Source organism: Pseudoalteromonas amylolytica, assembly GCF_001854605.1.
Lineage (GTDB): Bacteria > Pseudomonadota > Gammaproteobacteria > Enterobacterales > Alteromonadaceae > Pseudoalteromonas > Pseudoalteromonas amylolytica.
The window spans coordinates 116,448-135,630 of record NZ_MKJU01000022.1 but is presented as its reverse complement, the minus strand read 5'-3'; the positions used below and the strand labels follow the sequence as shown (position 1 = coordinate 135,630).

The window sequence follows — 19,183 nt, the reverse complement described above, 5'->3', positions numbered from 1 at the left end:
AGGAGTGCCAAGCACTCCTTTTCACTGTTACTTACCTTGTGTAGCCATATACTTTTGTGCAGCTGTACTTAAGCTGACGCCAGTTTGGTCGAATGGATCTGCGGTAAAGCCTCCGTTACCTTCTAGGTTTGGCTGACTGATCAAGAAGCTAAAAATACTGCTTGTCGTACCGTCTTTATTTGTATATTTCGCCTGACCATGACACCCCATGCAGCCCCCCATCACAATGGAGTTTTGATCCCCATGGCTAATACCTGGAACCACTAAGTTAGGCACATTCTGTATATTGGCCGCCGTTGAACCTGCTCGTGGGTTAGGTAAACAGTTTACACTGGGCTGGCCTGCGCTTGGAACGGGCTGACTACAATTAGTCGTATTAGGTGGTTGAGGAAGTGGACCCGGAGCCCCGCCTTTAAACAACTGAATACCTGGTTGGCTACTTTCTATTACATTATTTGCTAAGAAATAGTCTTGCGTGAGTGGGTTTGCTTTGCCGGCCACACTGCTGTCTTCGTTCACAGGTAATGGCTGAACTCCTTTTAGTTGGTAATACTGCCATACAGAATTACCAAACTGTTTTGATTGCGCCATGGCATTTTTCACTTCTTGATTGACGCTGGTAACCGCATTGGTAATCGTTGGTGGTTGAACCACTTTAATTGGCCCTGCTGAGGTGGCGGTTGGCTGGGTAAAGTTACCATTGATAAACTCATAACCATTTGCAGGGGTAATATCACCCGCTGTAGGTAATGGTAATTGCACTAAATTTGTACCAGTATTCACAATCGCATGAGGCGTTGATGACACCGTACTTTGATAGCTCAACTGGTTATAAGTCGTATAAAAATACAAACCTGTTTCTGCGCCATTGGGCTTTTTCAGGTTATCTACGTGCTCAAATGTAGAAAATACAAACGCTTCGTAATTTTCCATTTTCCTAATTATATGCAAACCGATTAAACCAAAGGTGGCGACATGTGCTTGTGCCTCACTCCCTTCGCCCTTGTAGTACAAGGCCTCTGCAGTATGGTACCGTCCAGATTGAGCCAAATCATCACTTAGTACCCGCCACGCTGCTTTTATTTCTATCGTTTCATTTGGTAAATCAAAGTTCTCTAATGGTTCATTAGGTGTAACATTTAATCCTTTAATGTAATCATATTCGGTTTGGTTGACTTTAGCTTCAAACAATACTTCATAGTCGTCATATGGATTAGCCGAAGGCGTACTGCCATTTTTTGGAAAAAATATTTTATTCTGACCTATCTGGGAGTTTTCATCTAGGTTGTTAAAGCGCGCCTGGCTGGATGGCACACTCAGATTAATAAAGTCGTATTTCGGTAACAAAGTCGGAAAGTCACCACTGGCCTTCGCATTTTTAGGGAACAGCTCTGAGCGATGCGCATAGCTCTCCCAGAGCAGAATATTATTACTGAAATTATCCGTTGAGCTTTTACCCGATTGATAAAAACGTGGATTACCCGATGTCACAAAGTTTGCATTAGGATCGACCGTTCCCCTAACAACGGGAGAAACATTGCTTTGTCCCGAGCTGGCTTTCTTGGTCGGCGAGTTCAAGTAAATAAACTGCCGCCAAGCAAAACGTGCAAACTGTTCATGACTTATTGGGTCATTCAACTGATATTGTGGTGGCGGTGCTGGTAACTGCGCAGGCGTTGCCGTTAAATCACTTGCAGTGATAGGCGACCCACCAGGAAAACTTTGTGCTGCCACAACGCTTGACCCCATAGCTATCGCCCCCGACAATGCCGCCTGTGAAACAAATTTATATAAACCTTTTACTTGCATATTCATAGTGAATTCCTTTTTGACGACAGTTAACCCTGAGAGTTAAACCATTGCAGTGATAAACTGGTATCATTGTAATCAGGCTCTGGCCCTCCCTGATCATCGGTTACAAATAGCGTTCCACCACCATAAACAATGCCATTGAGATCAAACTCAACAGTACTAGCCGCCACCAGCGAAGTCTGTGAGTGATCATTTCTGAACTGGATTTGGTAACCAGATTCCATGATGAATTTACCATTGCCATTGGCAAACAGATTCACGCCGGTCCCTTGTCCAGTAATGGGAAATGAATGTGATTGCCCATCAAACGTTTGGAAGGTAATAGGTTGACCGTTAGTATCAATAATCTGTATCTGCTGCTGGAATTGCGCTTGGTGAGTGGCACAAAAAATGACGAGTTTTCCCGCTGGAATACTAAGCGCCTGGGGTGCTGACCAATTAGACATGTTAATTTCCTCTTCAACAATGCGTTTAAGCGAGCATGGCTCGCGAAGTTAAATAAGCATTCAATATTCTTTGCTTATTGTGTGTACAGGCACGGTGTTATGCTTGATTAACACCGACTACGCATGTATTCATTTTGAAGATTGCACTACTGATAATCACTAAGTACTGAGTGCATATCTCCTGATCTTTTAATCCGAAGCAGTCGCTGATTGTGCCAAGCATAGATCCCTTGGCATGGGTGAATGAATGGTTGTTTGAGTACATTGCTATAGCCACCCATGTATTGAAACACCACAAAGTCTCCAGCCTGTACGGTGCCATTGACCGTTTGGCAAATGATATCCTTCTCAATACAGGTATTGCCGACAATATCAAAGGTCTCACCTGAATTAGACGTGGAGCGACTGCCAGGCTTTGTTATTAGTTGCACGGGCAAGGTTTCACCTTGCCATTTATGGTTAACGTTGTGGTTACTGCCATTTATAAGTGCGACCTTTCTACCTGAGCAACTTTTAACCTCTAAGACTTGTGCCACAAATACCATGGCGTTTGACACCAAAGCAGTGCCAGGTTCTAGCAAAAGTAACGGCTGGTTTACCCCTTCTTGCACTGTGTATTGAGATCTAATAGGCGTACAGATAGCTTCGGCGTATTGCTCGAACGTCGCGACACTTTCGCCATATTGAACAGCCAAAGAATCCGGCATATGACCAAAAAATCCGCCTCCAACATTTATAAAATTAGGCGTGGTTGATGAGAAGAAAGCTTCACTAGCGCTAAGCAAGCCATTAATTCTAGAAGCAAAAGAAACTGTACTGCGAGATGAGTTGGAGTAATGGCTGTGAAAGCCTACTATTTCACAATTTTTGAGACTGTTTTGCCAATTGATTAATTTGCTCATATTAGCTTTATCGCTTGGGATCCCAAAACGTGAATCACCACCTTCGGTGATTGGATAGGTAATTCGCACGCCTATCTTAAAATGACGCTCAGGATAGCGTTGACACACTTTTTCAACCATCGCCAACAAGTACCAAGCATCAGCATTGAACAGCGCACCATCCGTCATCACAGTTTCTACAAACTGCTGACTATGAACAGGACCGTTTACAATCACTTGAGAAGGATGATAACCCACTACTTTAGTGGCAATGTCATATTCCATCCTCGACACAACCTCAGCAAAACATCCAAGTTCTTTCAAGTGGTGACACAGTGCAGGCGTGTAATTGGTTTTAAATGAATATGCGACTTGACACGCTTCATACTGCTGCGCAAAACAGCTTCTAAACTGGTGGTAGTTGTCACTGACCTTGTTCAGGTCTAATAAATAGTACGCATCCTCAGCAATATCCGCTAATTCTTTTAACTGCGCATAGCTCAAGCGCTGCAAGCGGGCTGGAGACTTTTCAAAGCTGGGAACATGAACACCTGTATACTCCTTATACGTAGACATAACTTACTCCTTACTCTAAATATCTTGCTGTTGCTTGCTGCCACAGGCCTTTTGCTTTAAGTAAGGCAACAAGTACCTCTCTTACCGCACCTTGCCCCCCACTAGCTTGTGTCGTCCAATGCGCGACCTCTTTGGCTTCAACACTGGCATCAGCTGGACACGCCGCAATGCCTACACGGCGCATCACTGGTATATCCATCAAGTCGTCACCCATGTACAAACATTGCTGTGCACTTAACTGGTGCGCTTCCAACACCCGTTTAAACGCGTCCAATTTTACAATTTCGCCAAAACAACATGGCGCCATTTCAAGCTCTTGTGCGTGTTCAGTATTGGCAGGATCAGCCCTACCTGAAATAATACCGACTGGAATGCCAGCGCGAATCGTCATGCGAATTAAGTGGTCATCTTGGGAATGAAAAAATTTGATTCTCTCTGCTCCCCCGTAGCCAACTAAGCCATTTGTCATGACCCCGTCAATGTCTAGCAACACCATGCGAATTTGTTTTGCTTTTTCACTATCCATACTATCTCTGCTATCCATCTAAACTAGTCAATTGGGAACGTAATGCGGGTTCCTCACAGCGTAATAATTCTTGATAATTTACAATCACCTCGCTTAAATCTTTGGGAGTTTGTTTACGGCTTTGAGCGACTAACGGCACATTGTCTAGGTTTAAAAATTCCAGCATAAGCCGCCGCTGTGATGGCGTATTGATAGCCTCATACTCAACCTCGCACCAGTCTTGCCCAGAGAGGTGAAGCGTATCTCTAATCTGCTGGTAGTAAGATTGATTCAAAGCGATGTCGGTTTGTAGCTGCTCGATATCGACCTTCACCTGACAGCGGGCATGCGGTGGCAAAGTGCTATAGTCCTCCCACACGCCGCTTTGTTCGGCAATCAATTTGGAGACGTGAACTTTCAGCTGGTTTCGACGCTCCAATATGATTTTCTTTATTCCTGAGTCATGAAGTAAATGAGAGAACACCGTTTGATTCTGACAATGAGTCATTTTAAAGCCTATAGCTTTGTGACCTAAGTTCGACTGCCATAAACGACTTAAGCAACGCAGTGGTTGCGCGTCCCTATGCTGTATACCATCGGCCAGACTGAATTCACTTGTTCGCAACGGCAAAGCGTAAAACAACCCGTTTGGATTGAAAATCTCATGATGGCATAAAATATCCGGGTGAGATTGCAACATAGTACACAACATATTGCTGCCACTTCTCGGGGCAGACAGTATGACAAAACGCTCAACTTTTTTATTAGGCATAAGCTGGCTCAGAAGTTTTTTGTGCCATAGAACGTAAACTATTAACGGTTGTTAACTGTGTAGGTTCGACCAAATAAATTGCTCCATCGTAAGATGTCGCAGCCAAAAGCTCACCATGGCGTACCACCGTGCTAATGCCATTTTTAGCAATACAATTACGTATCACCGCGCCGTTCGTTAAGTCTACTTTTAATAGTTCTCCCCAGTAATTGGTGATGATCACCGTGCTTTGGTCTAAAAACAGCAACCCTTTAGGAGAGCGTTTTCCTATGTGAATGCAGTGAAGTAACCTGCCATCTTCAAGACCGTGTACTTTTAAAATGAAATCACGCCCTGCACTGGCAACGTACTGGCCACTTGGGTCTATCGCTACATCATCGATAATGGCAGTGTGGCCTAGATAGTGCTGTAAAATATTGCCCTCAAAATCCCAACTCACCAACTCACCTTCGGCGCAGCAACTTACTCCTAAGCGTTTGTGAGGATGCAGAGCGAGCGCTTTAACAGCATTGTCATGCGCAGCAATCTTTTTGATTTGTCTACCATCACTGGCTAAATGTGCAACCTTACCGCTATAACAGGCTACAAATAAGTCTCCCTCAAAACCGTTATGATGTGCGCTCACAATGCTGTTGATTGGCCCCTCCAAGAGCGCAATACTTGCTTGTTCATGTAGGTTTTGTTGCGAGCGTTCAAATAAGTACAAATGTTGATTGTGAGCGCCTGCTATAGCTTTTTGCATGTGTGGGCAAAAGTGAACAGCGTTCATCAATACACGTCCGTTTTGTGGAACATACTGGGTATGCCAGCGCGCTTGTTCGCTGGTAAGCTCTCCAACACGAATAATGCCATCATCACTGACAGCCACCAAAGTTCCGTCCCCTTTAGATGCAACGTCATTGAAGCATGCATTGCCATGTGCGTGCTGGGCACCTAAATGATGTATACAGGCCCCTGATGTAACATCCCAGACAAACACAGTGCCATCAAAACTACCCGCAACGACTCTTTGACCATCCGACGCCCAGTTAAACGAGCGCTCCCATAAAGCATTTTTGCTTTCTAATTGCTGTATTTGCTCAAAGTTTTGATGATCCCAAATCAAAATCCGTTGGTCATAGGCCGCCGATAAAATATTTCCATTGGTTGGCGAGACCGCCACCTTTTTAATTGCACAAGTGTGGCCTTGTAATTGCGCTATCAACTCATGTGTTTGCAGATCAAAAACTCTTACAATGCCGTCATCACATCCGAGTACCAGTCTGTGATTTTGCTCATCAATTGCGCAGCTATCAGTTTCCGTCGTAAAAGGACCTATTTTGGCCAGTTGCTTGCCCGTGGTTATATCCCACACACGAAGCGTCATATCATCGCCCGATGTGTACAGTTTCCCGGCAAAGTAGTTGATCGACAGCACATCTTTTTCATGCCCTAAAATGACGCGCTCAATCGATCCGGTATCAAGATCCCACAGCAATATCCGCCAATCCCGAGATACTGATGCGCCTAAATGGTCATTGATAAATACAAAGTCCTCAACATCATCGTCATGCCCTTTTAAAACACGTTTAAGACTTTTATCCGTCAAATCCCACAAGTAAATGTTGTAATCTGATGAGGCACTGGCGGCCAATGTCCCAGCTTGATTAACCGTGACTCGATTAACCAAGTGCTCATGGTAGCCAAGCAATTCAACCTGCTCAGTATCAATATCAAATAAAGCAACGGCGCTATCGTAACCAGAGGTAATGATCTGCTGACTATTACCAATTTGAGCCGCACAAGTGATTGGGCCTCGATGATGTAGAAATTGTTCTGAAACACTCATAATCCATTCCTTTATTAAAATTGCATATCCAAGCATGGCAGTGTCTGCGGGTTTAACTCCCCCCCTGTTTGCTCCTCCAGCAAACCTTGATAGCGCCCTGCCGTTAAGCCATTGACAGCACAATTATTGTGGTCCGCGCCATTGACTCGGCACTTTGGAGCACACTGTGCCAATGATGACACCCAATCACGATAAAAAGACTCGCGTTGCTGTGCGTTAAAGTGCCAATGGCTATAGATTGTAAAGAAGGCATTGCTCCACCAAATATAACTGTGGCCCGCACTTTCAATTACATCGAACAATGCCTGCCTATCCGCAAGCAAATCGATGTGCATATAACGATGAGGCAAAGCTTTGAAACGTTGCCACTGTGCTTTAAAGCTCTGTGCACCACCCCAGCGCTCTAACTCTGTTTGCCACAGGTGCTCTAAGTCTTGCCAATCAATGTTTTTGGTATCAGTGTTATGCCATAGTTGGTAGAAGCACCCTGGCTCAGGGAAATGCGCAAAGACTCTTTTTACAAATGCCGGAAAATCTTCACCATCCCAATGCTCAACAATGAATTGGCGAACAGCCAACGCCTGTTGACTGTAATCGAAAAACACCACTTCACTATTGGCATGAAATCCTTGTGTGGCCAATATTCGGTAAGCCTTAAAACCCGCCGCAACACTAAATACACTGTCAAGCGCCTGATCCTTAGGCTCATTATCCAAATCATCGTATGACTCAATATTCAGCAGAAAAACGCCCTTTTTGGCGTTTTGGATTTGCTTTTGCGCCCGCTGCAAAAACGCCAACTGAGTCGGTGCGAGCTTATTCTCAACTTCTGATAAGCTGTGAGAGTCAAGCAAACACTTTGCAAAGTGTTGTTGGCTTGTTGGTACATTGAGGTCAAATCGATTGTAGTTAATATCTTGAGTAAAAGCCCTGACACCAAGGTTATGTTGCAAACTATGCAGCACGAATTGCCAGCCTTGGACATCACTAGGCTGGGTTTTAATTTGCCATTGCGCGCTATTGCTAAGCGCCGATTCAGATACGACGGTGACAACTTCCCGTGGTTGCCAATCCACTTCACCAAATTCTGGCATTCCAACCTTTTGATATTGAATGAGGTTTACCAGTATACAATTGGGTTCAATGCCCAAAGTATGGTTTTCTGAACGGTACAACTGCCCCGCTACGAGAAAGTCTTGCTGCTGGCAAAGTGCCGCTATACTTTTATGAAATCCCTGACGCTGCCAATGAGGTAAGTACCACTGCTCGTCAATCACATGCCCGACTGATTGGATAAGGCAATACTGTGCGCCTCTATCAACAGCCATGTTAAGTGTTTCAGCGATGCTCTGCCCTTCTAGTATCTCTTGGCGGTAGCGGTAGCGAGAAAACGCAATGGTAAGCTCTCGAAGTTTACTTTGTAGCGCACTCAGTTGTTCGCCATAAGGGTTAAGCAAACCAAAAATGAGTTTATTCATAAGCTAATTCCTGCTTTTTTCTCGCATCGAGCTGTGATTGTTCTAGAACAACACTCAGTAAAATTCCTTCACCAAAAGCTCTCGCCTCAATTTGATCGGCACAGATCCCCTGCAGCACCTCAGTTGCCAACCTAACAGCTTTGCAGATCGAAGGAGTGCGAACATAAATGGTCACTAGGTCGTACAATTGTTGAGAGACAAACGACTGGATTAACGTGATCCCGCCTTCAACCAGCATACTCTCAACTTTTTTTTGCTTTAGTTGCGCAAGAGGCTGGGCCAACAAATAATCGTCAGCATTGACATGGGTCAGACCTCTTTTTGTTCTTACAGTGGCAGAGCCCACCAAGAATGTTGCTCTGTGGATATTAGGTTGATCGACCTCTAAGTTTTGAAGCTTTGCCGCTCTTTTACCAGCAAAGACTATTCTCGCAGGCTGGCGCATAGGCTCTCGACCTAAGACCTCTTCTCTAACGGTCAATTTAGGGCTATCGTTGAGCCAAGTGTTTGCTCCCACTGCAATGGCATCATATTTTTGCCTCAGTTCATGCACGCGCTGCCAATCTGAATTGCACGACACCGATAGCGCTTCACCATTTGGACAACAAGTATTGGCATGCCCGTCAATAGCGAAATTAATATGAATAAATGGCCTGCTTATGGGATCTGGTATCGTTTTAGATCTGGCGTTTTGACTGGCTAACATGTGGCCCATCTGTTGACGTTTGGTTTCAAGGTAGTCAACTGCATGAGATGTCGGGTCACTTGGTACTGGCAGCCGACCTGTTACCTTGATCCCCAACTCCGTAAGTTGCTTGATTTTTAATGGGTTATTGGTTAGTAGCTGTACTGACTCTAAATCATGTAAGCGAATTATCTGCGCGGCATCATCATAGGTTCTTGCATCTATCGGTAGATTCAGCATCGCGTTTGCTTCAATCGTGTCGTAGCCTTGCTCTTGTAGGGCATACGCTTTAATTTTGTTGCTCAAGCCAATACCACGCCCTTCTTGGGGCAGGTAAATCACCATGCCATGGTGCTTTGCAATGTAGGACAAAGCAAAATCCAGTTGCTGTTTACAGTCACACTTTAATGACCCTAATACCTCTGCAGTAAAACATGCTGAGTGCATTCTAACGGGCAGGTCATTATGGCCCTGTAAATCACCTTTGCAGATAGCGGTGATCTCTTCACCTTTGTGGTTGCGATAAATTTTTACATCAAACGAGCCAAGCTGGGTGGGTAAAACGGTACTTGCAGTTAAGATCATAACGCACATTCCTTTTCTTACCGGTGACTGGGCCATACAAACCCAGTATCAATCGCGCATCCCTTACCGCTCACAGCAATGCGAAACAAAATATTAACAATGTATAACTACTCTAGTTCAAAATCCTGAAAAAGAAATTACAACGGCTTACAAGGGGGTAATTTGGCATGTGTGGAAGGGGGGGGGGAGAAAACTGCCCACCATTGATAAATTTACATTTTTAAATAAAAGTCTTTGCAAAGTTCGATAAAGTCACCGCTGTAAGTTTTATCCTGCTGATAAATACACAATGCTTCAACTTGAATAGCATATGGCTGAGCATACTGGAACTCCATCATACTGCGAGTTGGACCTTTCTCAGATGTGCTAGAAACCAAACAATGGCGTAACAAAGATAAACCGTTTGCAGACGCTATTGACTGTAGCTGCTGTGCTTCTTTACATGGCAGAATTACCGCTAATCTAGACTCTCTATGGCTGACTCTTAAAAACACATTAATTAACGCTTCAAACGTTAGACTATCGGTATGGCGAGCAGTATTACGCGCTTTGCTTGGCCCTTTTAAGCTGTTATTAAAATAAGGCGGATTGCAAATAACGACATCAAACTGACACTGGCATTCAAAAGACTGAATGTCACCTTGGTATACAGTGATCTCGCTCCACGGACTGCGCTTGATATTCACCCTCGCATCCTTAACCGCTCCAGAATCAATTTCCACCGCATCCACGTGCAAGTCTGGTTGACGTTGTTTGCACATCAGAGAGAGCAGGCCCGTGCCGCAGCCAATATCCAGTAAATATTTGGTGTTATTCAAGTTTACCCATGCACCGAGCATGACTCCATCGGTTGACACCTTCATTGCGGTATTGCTTTGTTGTATTTTAAACTGCTTAAATGCAAACCCAGACATGATTCACCTTTTCCAAAATAGCCATCGCGCGTATAATTGCGCACATTGTCCTTTATTTATGATGCGCTATGCAATTTTCTGAATTCGATCTTGATGCCAAAGTTTTGGCCGCCATTGACAAAATGGGCTTTGAAACAGCCACCAGCATTCAACAACTTGCGATACCTGAAGCCTTAATTGGTCGCGATATCTTAGCTTCAGCACCCACTGGTACCGGTAAAACCGCTGCATTCTTGATCCCTGCGATTCAGTATTTGCTAGATTTTCCTCGCCGCGACCCAGGATTCGCACGCGTGCTGATCATGGCACCTACTCGCGAGCTGGCTTATCAGGTACATGAGCAGTGTCAGTTACTTGCTGCACACACTCATCTACGCATAGGAGTTGTAACAGGCGGTATTAACTACGGTAGCCACAAGGAAATTTTTGAAAAAAACAATGATATTCTTATCGCCACACCTGGGCGCCTAATGGAGTATTTAGAGACTGAAAACTTCCACGCCGAGAATGTAGAATTACTGATCTTAGATGAAGCCGACCGAATGCTTGATTTGGGCTTCAAAAAAGAGATGCTGCGTATTTGTGATGAAGCAAAGAATCGCCGTCAATGTTTCTTGTTTTCTGCAACATTGGAAGGTGATAGTGTTGAGTTGTTTGCCGAGCGTATTCTTAATGATCCCGCGCTGCTAGAAGCTGAATCATCTCGAAAAGAAAAAGCCAAAATCCATCAGTGGGTGCATTTGGCGGATGACTACAAACACAAACTCGCTATGCTCACCCACCTGCTACAAAATGATGAAGAAGTACAAAAAGCCATTGTGTTTGTAAAGACTCGCGAGCGATTGGAGCAGTTGGTCGGCGAACTTTACGCCAACGACATTAAAACAACTTGGCTTCGTGGTGAAATGCCGCAAGACAAACGTATGGCAGCGATGGCCAGCTTCCACAGTGGTAGAACTCGCATTTTGATCGCCACCGATGTTGCCGCTCGTGGTATTGATGTGCCTGACATTACGCATGTTATTAACTTTGACATGCCACGAACTGCTGATGTGTATGTACACCGTATTGGTAGAACTGGCCGTGCTGGTAAAAAAGGCACAGCCATCTCTTTAGTCGAAGCCCATGATGCGGCAATACTGGCTAAAGTTGAACGTTATACGGAGCAAAGTCTTAAGCGTAGAGTGATCAAAGGGATAGAACCGAAACACAAAGAAGCTAAGCTCCCAAAAAAGAAAAAAGACCCTGTAAAAATCAAAGCAAAGAAAAAGCTTAAAGCTAAGCAAAAGAAAAAGAAGTAACCTCTCTTTCGTAATGCAGCCTAAACTCACTTGTAGCACGTTGAGTTTAGGCTTTGTTTGATTGTCAATGAAGATACTGTAATAAGACCGCCTTGAGTTTGTCCATTTCTATCGGTTTGGTTAGGAAATTGTCCATCCCATGTGCAATAGCTTTGTCAAAGTCTTCAGACATTGCATTAGCAGACAAACCACATATTGGAATATTCAATTTTAGTTCTTTGCGGATGCACTCAGTAGCTTTAAAACCATCCATTACTGGCATTTGTATGTCCATTAAAACGAGATCATATGCATACGGTGTGTTACTTAACTTATTGATTGCTTGTTTGCCATCTTCGGCGATATCCGCCTCAAGCCCCAAATTATTTAAGAGCTTTTTAGCGACCATCTGGTTCACGGCATTGTCTTCAACTAACAGAATATGACCACGTAAATTCAGTTCTATTTCTGGCTCTACATGAACTTGCTTTTTCCCATTGCGCAGACCAAACAACTTGCATGAATAGTCATAGAAGGTCACGTAAGTAAATGGCATTTCCATGACCAATACATCGTCAGCAATCCCTGCTCGGGTAAGCAATACCGTATCTCTTTTATCAATAACAACACATAGCTTTTCACAATAGTGCTGTAGCATTGCCATATCTGACAGGCTTAATGTCTTAGATAGTTCGTGATCTAACATCAAGACCACGTGTTTACTGGCAATTTGCTGCTGAGATATGTGCTTTGACTTACCCAACTGTAAGTAATTGACCTTACAATTATTAACCGTAAAATATTCACTGACAAGGTTGAGCGGTCTCGTGTCGTGGCTATGATATATCAAAGTCACTGCTAAATTATTTGACTCGGGAAGTTTTAATATCTCCTGATGTTGTGCCGGTTTTAACCTTAATAAGACCGAAAAAACCGATCCCTTGTCTGGTTGAGAGCGCACGCTGATACTGCCATGCATAAGCTCACAAAGCTGCTTAACAATCGCCAGCCCCAAACCTGTACCGCCATACTTTCTGCTGGTTGATACATCTGCCTGAGAAAACCGCTCAAACACGTCCCGTTGGTGTTGTTGTGACATACCCACACCTGTATCTTCAACTTCTATACTGAGGATCACTTCACCGGTTGCACTACCATGCGCTGACAATCGTATGTCTATTCCGCCTATCGAAGTAAATTTAATGGCGTTGTTACATAAATTTAAGATAATTTGCGTGATACGTACTTCGTCGCCAACAAAATGGCTTAATTCGGTTGGACATAAGCACCTAAGATATAAATTCTTTTCAGCGGCTCTGAGGCTAACTGACGCAAGGATGTTCTCAAGCATCTTATCAAGTGCAAACTCCTTTTCTTCAATATCAAGTTTACCGGCTTCGATTTTAGAAAAGTCTAAAATGTCATTGATCACCGACATTAACACACCACTTGAATAATCAATTTTATCAAGACATTCGCGCTGCTCTTCCTGCAAATCAGATTTTTTCATAAGTTCAACCAGTCCGATAATGCCATTCATTGGGGTGCGGATTTCGTGGCTCATATTTGCCAAAAATAAACTTTTTGAAACGGTTGCTTGCTCAGCTTCCTGACGCTTAATATCCAATTCCTTATTGAGTTCTTTTTGCTCTACTACTAACTCTTTTGTCCGTTCGAATAGCTCAGTTATTTGAATATTCTTTTTATGGAATACACTGGCCGCGAGTGACAGTTGGCCGATTTCATCTGAGCGCTTTAAATAGGGGATATCGGCGACATGTAAATTATTGCTGAGTCGCTGAAACAGTGCAGTCAAAGTGCGAATTGGTCTAATCACCCTGAGAATTAAAAACGCGGCATACACAGCAACCAATAGCATACTCAATAGGATGAAGAGCTCGCTACGCTGTTGCAGCGAGTGCATGGTTTGTCTTGCCGCAACAATTCTTGCGCGCATCTCCTGCTCTTCGAGTTCACGCAGCTTTGAAGATAGATGTAATATCTCGTTGGCACTGCCCGTTAAAACAACATTGGTTAAATACAAATAACCACGAATGGTTTGATGTAGCTTTCTAAAGGCCAAATGAATGTTTTGAAAATGATCCGCTACGGTTGGTTTATTTAACTGGCTAAGTTTTGCTTTTGCCGCGGATATTTGAGCGTCAAATTTGCTAATATGTTCTGCACTTTGTGTATTCAGATAGGCAAGTACCGAATTGTGAGCACTAAGCAGATGAGATGATATAAGTGCTCGGTTGTTTGCATCAACGTCTTTATCTATGGCTTGTTGTGCATGATTAATCAAACCCAGTAACTCATCTTGATATAAAGACTGGCGCTTTTCTCTACCCGAAATAACCATCAATAAATTATCTCGATAGTCATTGACGTGAGTACGCATCCGCCTAATAATATCACTCCCCTCCTCAGTGCGATTGGGCGACTGCTCAAGTCTTAACAATGTGCTTTCGATCGTTTCTATAAGCGCTTGACTGCGATTCATCGTAACCAAACTTGCCGACTGTTTGTAGATGAGTACATTACGCTGCAGGTCAATGACATCAAGCTCAAGATCATGAGCGATTTCTGCCATTTGACTGGATTGCTCAATTTCCGTATCGCGCTGTTCTAACAGCTGATAGCTTATGTCAGTTAAGTAGGCTGATATTAGCGCCATCAACCCAATACACAATAAACCAAAGCCCAGTTGAAATGTCAGAGAGCGATAAAACCTCATATCTCTCTCCTACTAGTTAATGAACTCATACCATTTTTGCAAACTGTAGTCATAACTGGGCATGACCGTATTCCAAACCGCCACATTGCTAAAACGTTTCAGATAACTGCCTCCAGTGCGTACCTCTCCCTTTTTCACAGACAAATGGCCATCAGTCCCTGCTAAGTCACTTGCCGCGGGCAAGCCTTCATACCAATAATCCCATTCATCTTTTGACAAGTAGTTTTTTGCCCTCTGCGGGTTAGAAATGTAATACCCCTGACGCGCAATAAAGGCACCAGGCCAACCCGACAACCACCAATTCATGTATTCATATGCTGCATCTTTCACCGCACCTTGTGTATGTGAAGACAAACACATTACGCCATGCCAGCCCCGATATCCCTCTTTCGGTGCGGCATAAATCACAGGCACATTTTGGCCATTAAGCGCAGACACGGCTGGTGAAAACATACTTTCAATAACCACACGGTTGCTTTTCATAAAATCAACGGACTCAGGCACCGATGTCCAAAAACCACTAAAGTGACCTTGTTGCTTAAACTCACTTAAGATTTTAAATAATTGATCCAGCTCCTGATTGGTAATATTACCAATATTACCGAAGGTCATTAGCCGCTGGGCTTGAGCTGCGAGTGCTAAATCGAACAAGCCAATGGTTGGCGCATTCACTACCCCCACCTTACCCCGATACTTTTTATCAAGTAACCATCCCCAACTCTCCGTTTTGTACGGAATTCCAGGTTCGATGATATTGGTGTTATAGCCAAATGAATCAACATTGTGTACATAAGGTAAATAGCTAATAAAATCAGTTTCTTTATCTGAAATACTGCCATCTGGCTGCACATGTAGTAATTTGTATGGCGCGTCTCCGGCGCCAATATTCGCATTCGGTTGCACGCGGCCGGTTTTGGTCAATGGGTTAATTTCATCCCAGTAGCGTAACCGCTTCTTTTCTATAGGCTGAATTGACCCTGTATACCACAGCACGTTAATACTATTAGACCATTGCTCATACAAATCAAAAGACTCTGGCGACATTGCTGCCTTTTGCAATACCGCAGCACTACCCTTAGGTTCAAATGACAGGTTTATGCCCAAGTCCTTCTGCGCCTGCTCTTTAAGCGCTGCTTGTAAGGTCACATGCGTGCCAAGCACCCTAACAGTATGTGTTTTTTTGGCAAACACATAGGGCGCATTAAACCCGAGTAAGCCACATGCTCCAAGCCCAGCTGCTCCCTTTAGTAACTTGCGCTTACTTTGGTCAATATCACAATGCCGCGGTTTGTCAGCCATTACTATTTCCTTTTTGTCGTTACCGTACGACACATAAATTACTTAAATTTTAATCAAGTATAGAAGAGCAGCTGGTATTTGGTATGCGCCAGTATAAATTTTTACCTTGGCATCATAGCCATTAGATAACAAAGAAAAGATGACATTTTGCGAGTCTAAACAGATGGCTTAACTTAGCAAATAGGAGGGGGTTGGAAGCAAATTGAAAAAGCGTGCAATGCACGCTTTCATCGTTCTAGTTTTGTTCTTCTCGCAAGAAGACAGGCTCATTGGCTTTTGTCGTGGCTTGCTCGCTGTAGTAGTAACCTGCCATATCAAACTCTCGTAACGTGTCCAGACTTGTCACTTGCTGTTCCATAATATAGCGAGCCATCATCCCTCGCGCTTTTTTCGCATAAAAGCTAATCACTTTATATTGGCCATTTTTACAATCTTTAAAGACCGGCGTAATAATCTCACCCTCAAGAGATTTCTTATCCACGGCCTTAAAATACTCATTGGAAGCGAGGTTAACCAACTGTGATGATTTACTCTGTGCCAACGCTTCATTTAATTTTTGAGCGATAATACTGCCCCAAAATTCATATAAATTCTTACCTTTGGGATTGTCGAGCTTAGTGCCCATTTCTAATCGATACGCCTGCATCAAATCCAGTGGTTTTAATACACCATACAAACCAGATAAAATCCGCAAATGCTGCTGCGCATAAGCAAGCGCATCCTCACTAAGCGTGTTGGCTTCCAGCCCACTATATACATCACCATTAAAAGCCAGTACCGCCTGTTTTGCATTTTGAGCCGTGAAAGGCACAGACCAATCATTAAAGCGCGCTACGTTCAACCCAGCAAGCTTGTCACTAATCTTCATTAAGCTAGCAACCTGTTGCATTGATAAGGTGCGACATACTTTTATCAACTCTTCACTGTGCTGTAGTAATTCTGGTTGTGTAAAATGCGATATATGAGATGGCGTTTCAAAGTCTAAATTTTTTGCAGGTGAGATAACCGTGATCATGGTGAGCCTATTGACTTAAAATTTGTTTAATGTCAATTTCAACACTATCCCCCATTTACTTCAAGTGTTGAATAACCCTTGATTTTATAGGGGATAACAACAATTCAAATCAAGTGTCCCTACTTTTTGTACACTGTGAACGCCCACCTAATAGTGTTATCCGCATAAATACGGACAATTGACCTATTAATGGCCGTCATGGTACTGCAACATAGGAGCACTAAGATTTCTCGAAATTTTGCTGCAAATAGGAATGAGGAAAACCAATGACATCAGCACTAGATAGGCTCAAACAGCACTCTTCGATCGTTGCCGATACTGGCGATATTGAAGCAATTCGTAAGCATCAACCAGAAGATGCTACAACTAATCCATCGCTGCTTTTAAAAGCGAGCGAAATGCCAGCCTATCAAGCTTATCTTCAAAAAGCATGGGACTACGCAAAGTCAGCACACACAGACATGGATAAACAGTTAGAGCTTGCATGTGATTATTTTGCAGTTTTAATTGGTAAAGAAATCGCAGATATCGTCCCAGGCTACATCTCTACAGAAGTGGATGCTCGCCTATCGTTTGATACACAAGCGACCATTGATAAAGCAAAAAGCTTATTGTCGCTTTATCGCAAAGAAGGTGTGAGCCAAGACAAGATACTGATTAAAATTGCATCCACTTGGGAAGGCATCAAGGCAGCTGAGCAATTAGAAAAAGAGGGTATCAAATGTAATTTGACCTTGCTATTTAGCCAAGCTCAAGCCCGCGCATGTGCTGATGCAAACGTGTTTTTGATTTCTCCATTTGTGGGCAGAATTTTAGACTGGCATGTTGCCAACGGCTTAGAAAAACCAACCGATCCACTTGCCGATCCTGGTGTTCAGTCGGTTCGCAGCATCTACGAGTTTTACAAGCGTCATGGTTATAAAACGGTAGTAATGGGTGCAAGCTTCAGAAACACGGGTGAAATAATCGCACTAACGGGCTGTGACAAATTAACGATTAGTCCTGCGTTACTTGAAGAGTTAGGTGAGTTAACCGATGCACCTGATTATTTACTCGAAAGCAACTATGACCTAGAGGCTAAACCTGCACCATTAAGTGAAGCGCAATTCCGCTGGTTACATAACGAAGATGCCATGGCAACAGAAAAGCTAGCCGAAGGTATTCGCGCTTTCGCCCAAGCGCAAGAAGAACTAGAGACGCGCTTTAAAGCCCTTTAATCGCGCCCACTAATTCCTAAAATAACGCCGCTTCATGTGGCGTTTTTTAATCCCTCCTATTTGTTGATTTTCATCAAACTGTCACTTGACTTTAACCCAATCGACACATTTGTGTTTTATTTTTACGCAAGTTGTGATATACCAAAGTTGCTTAACGTGCGAAATTAAGCGCAAAAGCGTTATTGAGGTTAATAATCAATAGGAGAAATTCATGGATAGCCTAGACGATATAATAGAAATATTAGAAGGTCCTGAAATACAAAAACGAACCTCTCAGAAAAAGCAAAAACGAAAATGGCGTGAAATAGAAGCGCTAAAAGATAAACAGCGTCTTCGCAAAGAACTACAGGAATTAGATTACTTCGCAGACAACCTAGATTTAGACGAATTAGACTTCATCTAATTCATCTAAATTTAACCATTAAAAAAGGCTCCTTTGAGCCTTTTTTAATGTTCGTCAAAGTCAAATGTTCTTCACTATCTAGCTCTAAACCTGCCAGTTAATGGGTTGCTTACCCATCTCCTGTAGTAGCTGATTGGTTTTAGAGAAGTGTTGGCAGCCAAAGAACCCTCGGTGGACTGACAAGGGAGAAGGATGCGGAGCGTGCAAAACATGGTGGCGGCGCTTATCTATGTTTTTACCTTTTTTCTGCGCGTGTGCGCCCCACAACAAAAACACGATACCGTCACTGTGCGTGTTTAATTGCTCAATGACCACATCAGTAAAGCGCTCCCAGCCCAACTTTTTATGGGAGTGCGCTTCACCTTGCTCAACAGTCAATACCGTGTTGAGCAGCAATACACCTTGCTCAGCCCATGGTAATAAGTAGCCATGATTAGGAATGCTAAACCCCTCAATATCCTGAGCCAGTTCTTTGTACATATTTGCTAATGACGGCGGCGGCTTAATACCAGGGAGCACTGAAAAGCACAGGCCATGGGCTTGATTTGGACCATGATACGGGTCTTGTCCTAATATCACGACTTTGACGTTTTCAAACGGCGTAGCCTTGAAGGCTTCAAAGACTTGCTCTTGTGGTGGGTAAACCGTGACACCCTCACTGCGGCGTTGCGCCACATAGTTTAGTGTATCTTGAAAATAGCCTTGCTGTTTTTCCTGACCCAGTACATCTTGCCAAGTTGTCATGCTGGT

General features: G+C 43.5%; 16 protein-coding genes. 3 read left to right on the top strand and 13 right to left on the bottom strand.

The window, feature by feature from the left end; genetic code table 11:
• Nucleotides 1–27 precede the first annotated feature (27 nt).
• The 9 genes from BET10_RS05020 to BET10_RS04980 all read right to left on the bottom strand — a co-directional run bounded on the left by BET10_RS05020 (nt 28) and on the right by BET10_RS04980 (nt 10,482).
• The gene (locus BET10_RS05020) at nt 28–1,815 is read right to left on the bottom strand and encodes a hypothetical protein (protein ID WP_070983846.1); all 1,788 of its coding nucleotides are present in this window, start codon (nt 1,813–1,815) and stop codon (nt 28–30) included.
• Between the two features lie 23 nt (nt 1,816–1,838).
• Nucleotides 1,839–2,258, bottom strand: a complete 420-nt coding sequence (locus BET10_RS05015) for a hypothetical protein (protein WP_070983845.1) — start codon at nt 2,256–2,258, stop codon at nt 1,839–1,841.
• Between the two features lie 146 nt (nt 2,259–2,404).
• The gene (locus BET10_RS05010) at nt 2,405–3,715 is read right to left on the bottom strand and encodes a type III PLP-dependent enzyme domain-containing protein (protein WP_070983844.1); all 1,311 of its coding nucleotides are present in this window, start codon (nt 3,713–3,715) and stop codon (nt 2,405–2,407) included.
• Nucleotides 3,716–3,725: 10 nt separating this feature from the next.
• Nucleotides 3,726–4,241 carry a KdsC family phosphatase gene (locus BET10_RS05005; RefSeq protein ID WP_070984054.1) on the bottom strand — a complete coding sequence of 172 codons (516 nt, stop codon included), beginning with the start codon at nt 4,239–4,241 and terminating at the stop codon, nt 3,726–3,728.
• Between the two features lie 10 nt (nt 4,242–4,251).
• Entirely contained in the window at nt 4,252–4,992 is a 741-nt protein-coding gene (locus tag BET10_RS05000; protein WP_070983843.1) for a hypothetical protein, read from the bottom strand.
• Entirely contained in the window at nt 4,985–6,820 is a 1,836-nt protein-coding gene (locus tag BET10_RS04995) for a WD40 repeat domain-containing protein (protein WP_070983842.1), read from the bottom strand. The genes BET10_RS05000 and BET10_RS04995 overlap by 8 nt, the downstream gene beginning before the upstream one ends.
• A 14-nt stretch (nt 6,821–6,834) precedes the next feature.
• A complete protein-coding gene (locus BET10_RS04990; protein WP_070983841.1) occupies nt 6,835–8,298 on the bottom strand; it encodes a hypothetical protein in 1,464 nt (487 codons plus the stop codon).
• Entirely contained in the window at nt 8,291–9,568 is a 1,278-nt protein-coding gene (ribA, locus tag BET10_RS21425; RefSeq protein WP_070983840.1) for a GTP cyclohydrolase II RibA, read from the bottom strand. The genes BET10_RS04990 and ribA overlap by 8 nt, the downstream gene beginning before the upstream one ends.
• Before the next feature lie 212 nt (nt 9,569–9,780).
• Nucleotides 9,781–10,482: a tRNA1(Val) (adenine(37)-N6)-methyltransferase gene (locus BET10_RS04980; RefSeq protein ID WP_070983839.1), complete on the bottom strand. Its 702-nt coding sequence runs from the start codon at nt 10,480–10,482 to the stop codon at nt 9,781–9,783.
• 68 nt (nt 10,483–10,550) lie between these two features.
• Here BET10_RS04980 and srmB point away from each other — a divergent pair, with 68 nt between their 5' ends.
• Nucleotides 10,551–11,783, top strand: coding sequence for an ATP-dependent RNA helicase SrmB (srmB, locus tag BET10_RS04975; RefSeq protein WP_070983838.1), 1,233 nt, complete (start codon nt 10,551–10,553; stop codon nt 11,781–11,783).
• A 64-nt stretch (nt 11,784–11,847) separates the two neighbouring features.
• Here srmB and BET10_RS04970 read toward each other — a convergent pair whose 3' ends face one another.
• The 3 genes from BET10_RS04970 to yaaA form a co-directional block, all read right to left on the bottom strand.
• Nucleotides 11,848–14,499 carry an ATP-binding protein gene (locus BET10_RS04970; protein WP_070983837.1) on the bottom strand — a complete coding sequence of 884 codons (2,652 nt, stop codon included), beginning with the start codon at nt 14,497–14,499 and terminating at the stop codon, nt 11,848–11,850.
• 12 nt (nt 14,500–14,511) lie between these two features.
• Nucleotides 14,512–15,771: an ABC transporter substrate-binding protein gene (locus tag BET10_RS04965; protein ID WP_083330455.1), complete on the bottom strand. Its 1,260-nt coding sequence runs from the start codon at nt 15,769–15,771 to the stop codon at nt 14,512–14,514.
• 262 nt (nt 15,772–16,033) lie between these two features.
• Nucleotides 16,034–16,813 (bottom strand): peroxide stress protein YaaA, encoded by a 780-nt coding sequence (gene yaaA / locus BET10_RS04960; RefSeq protein ID WP_070983835.1) that lies wholly within the window; start codon nt 16,811–16,813, stop codon nt 16,034–16,036.
• Nucleotides 16,814–17,079: 266 nt separating this feature from the next.
• On the opposite strand from yaaA, the gene tal reads away from it, so the two are divergent.
• Nucleotides 17,080–18,030 carry a transaldolase gene (gene tal / locus BET10_RS04955; RefSeq protein WP_070983834.1) on the top strand — a complete coding sequence of 317 codons (951 nt, stop codon included), beginning with the start codon at nt 17,080–17,082 and terminating at the stop codon, nt 18,028–18,030.
• Nucleotides 18,031–18,241: 211 nt separating this feature from the next.
• On the top strand, nt 18,242–18,433 hold the full coding sequence (locus BET10_RS04950) for a DUF3545 family protein (protein ID WP_070983833.1): 192 nt from the start codon (nt 18,242–18,244) through the stop codon (nt 18,431–18,433).
• A gap of 84 nt (nt 18,434–18,517) precedes the next feature.
• Here the strand turns inward: BET10_RS04950 and ung are convergent, their stop codons facing one another.
• A complete protein-coding gene (gene ung / locus BET10_RS04945) occupies nt 18,518–19,177 on the bottom strand; it encodes a uracil-DNA glycosylase (RefSeq protein ID WP_070983832.1) in 660 nt (219 codons plus the stop codon).
• Between the last annotated feature and the right edge of the window lie 6 nt (nt 19,178–19,183).

Bases quoted from the DNA above. Each gene is read 5' to 3' on its own strand.
- BET10_RS05020 (WP_070983846.1), bottom strand. From the start codon at position 1,815: ATGAATATGCAAGTAAAAGGTTTATATAAATTTGTTTCACAGGCGGCA.
- BET10_RS05015 (WP_070983845.1), bottom strand. From the start codon at position 2,258: ATGTCTAATTGGTCAGCACCCCAGGCGCTTAGTATTCCAGCGGGAAAA.
- BET10_RS05010 (WP_070983844.1), bottom strand. From the start codon at position 3,715: ATGTCTACGTATAAGGAGTATACAGGTGTTCATGTTCCCAGCTTTGAA.
- BET10_RS05005 (WP_070984054.1), bottom strand. From the start codon at position 4,241: ATGGATAGTGAAAAAGCAAAACAAATTCGCATGGTGTTGCTAGACATT.
- BET10_RS05000 (WP_070983843.1), bottom strand. From the start codon at position 4,992: ATGCCTAATAAAAAAGTTGAGCGTTTTGTCATACTGTCTGCCCCGAGA.
- BET10_RS04995 (WP_070983842.1), bottom strand. From the start codon at position 6,820: ATGAGTGTTTCAGAACAATTTCTACATCATCGAGGCCCAATCACTTGT.
- BET10_RS04990 (WP_070983841.1), bottom strand. From the start codon at position 8,298: ATGAATAAACTCATTTTTGGTTTGCTTAACCCTTATGGCGAACAACTG.
- ribA (WP_070983840.1), bottom strand. From the start codon at position 9,568: ATGATCTTAACTGCAAGTACCGTTTTACCCACCCAGCTTGGCTCGTTT.
- BET10_RS04980 (WP_070983839.1), bottom strand. From the start codon at position 10,482: ATGTCTGGGTTTGCATTTAAGCAGTTTAAAATACAACAAAGCAATACC.
- srmB (WP_070983838.1), top strand. From the start codon at position 10,551: ATGCAATTTTCTGAATTCGATCTTGATGCCAAAGTTTTGGCCGCCATT.
- BET10_RS04970 (WP_070983837.1), bottom strand. From the start codon at position 14,499: ATGAGGTTTTATCGCTCTCTGACATTTCAACTGGGCTTTGGTTTATTG.
- yaaA (WP_070983835.1), bottom strand. From the start codon at position 16,813: ATGATCACGGTTATCTCACCTGCAAAAAATTTAGACTTTGAAACGCCA.
- tal (WP_070983834.1), top strand. From the start codon at position 17,080: ATGACATCAGCACTAGATAGGCTCAAACAGCACTCTTCGATCGTTGCC.
- BET10_RS04950 (WP_070983833.1), top strand. From the start codon at position 18,242: ATGGATAGCCTAGACGATATAATAGAAATATTAGAAGGTCCTGAAATA.
- ung (WP_070983832.1), bottom strand. From the start codon at position 19,177: ATGACAACTTGGCAAGATGTACTGGGTCAGGAAAAACAGCAAGGCTAT.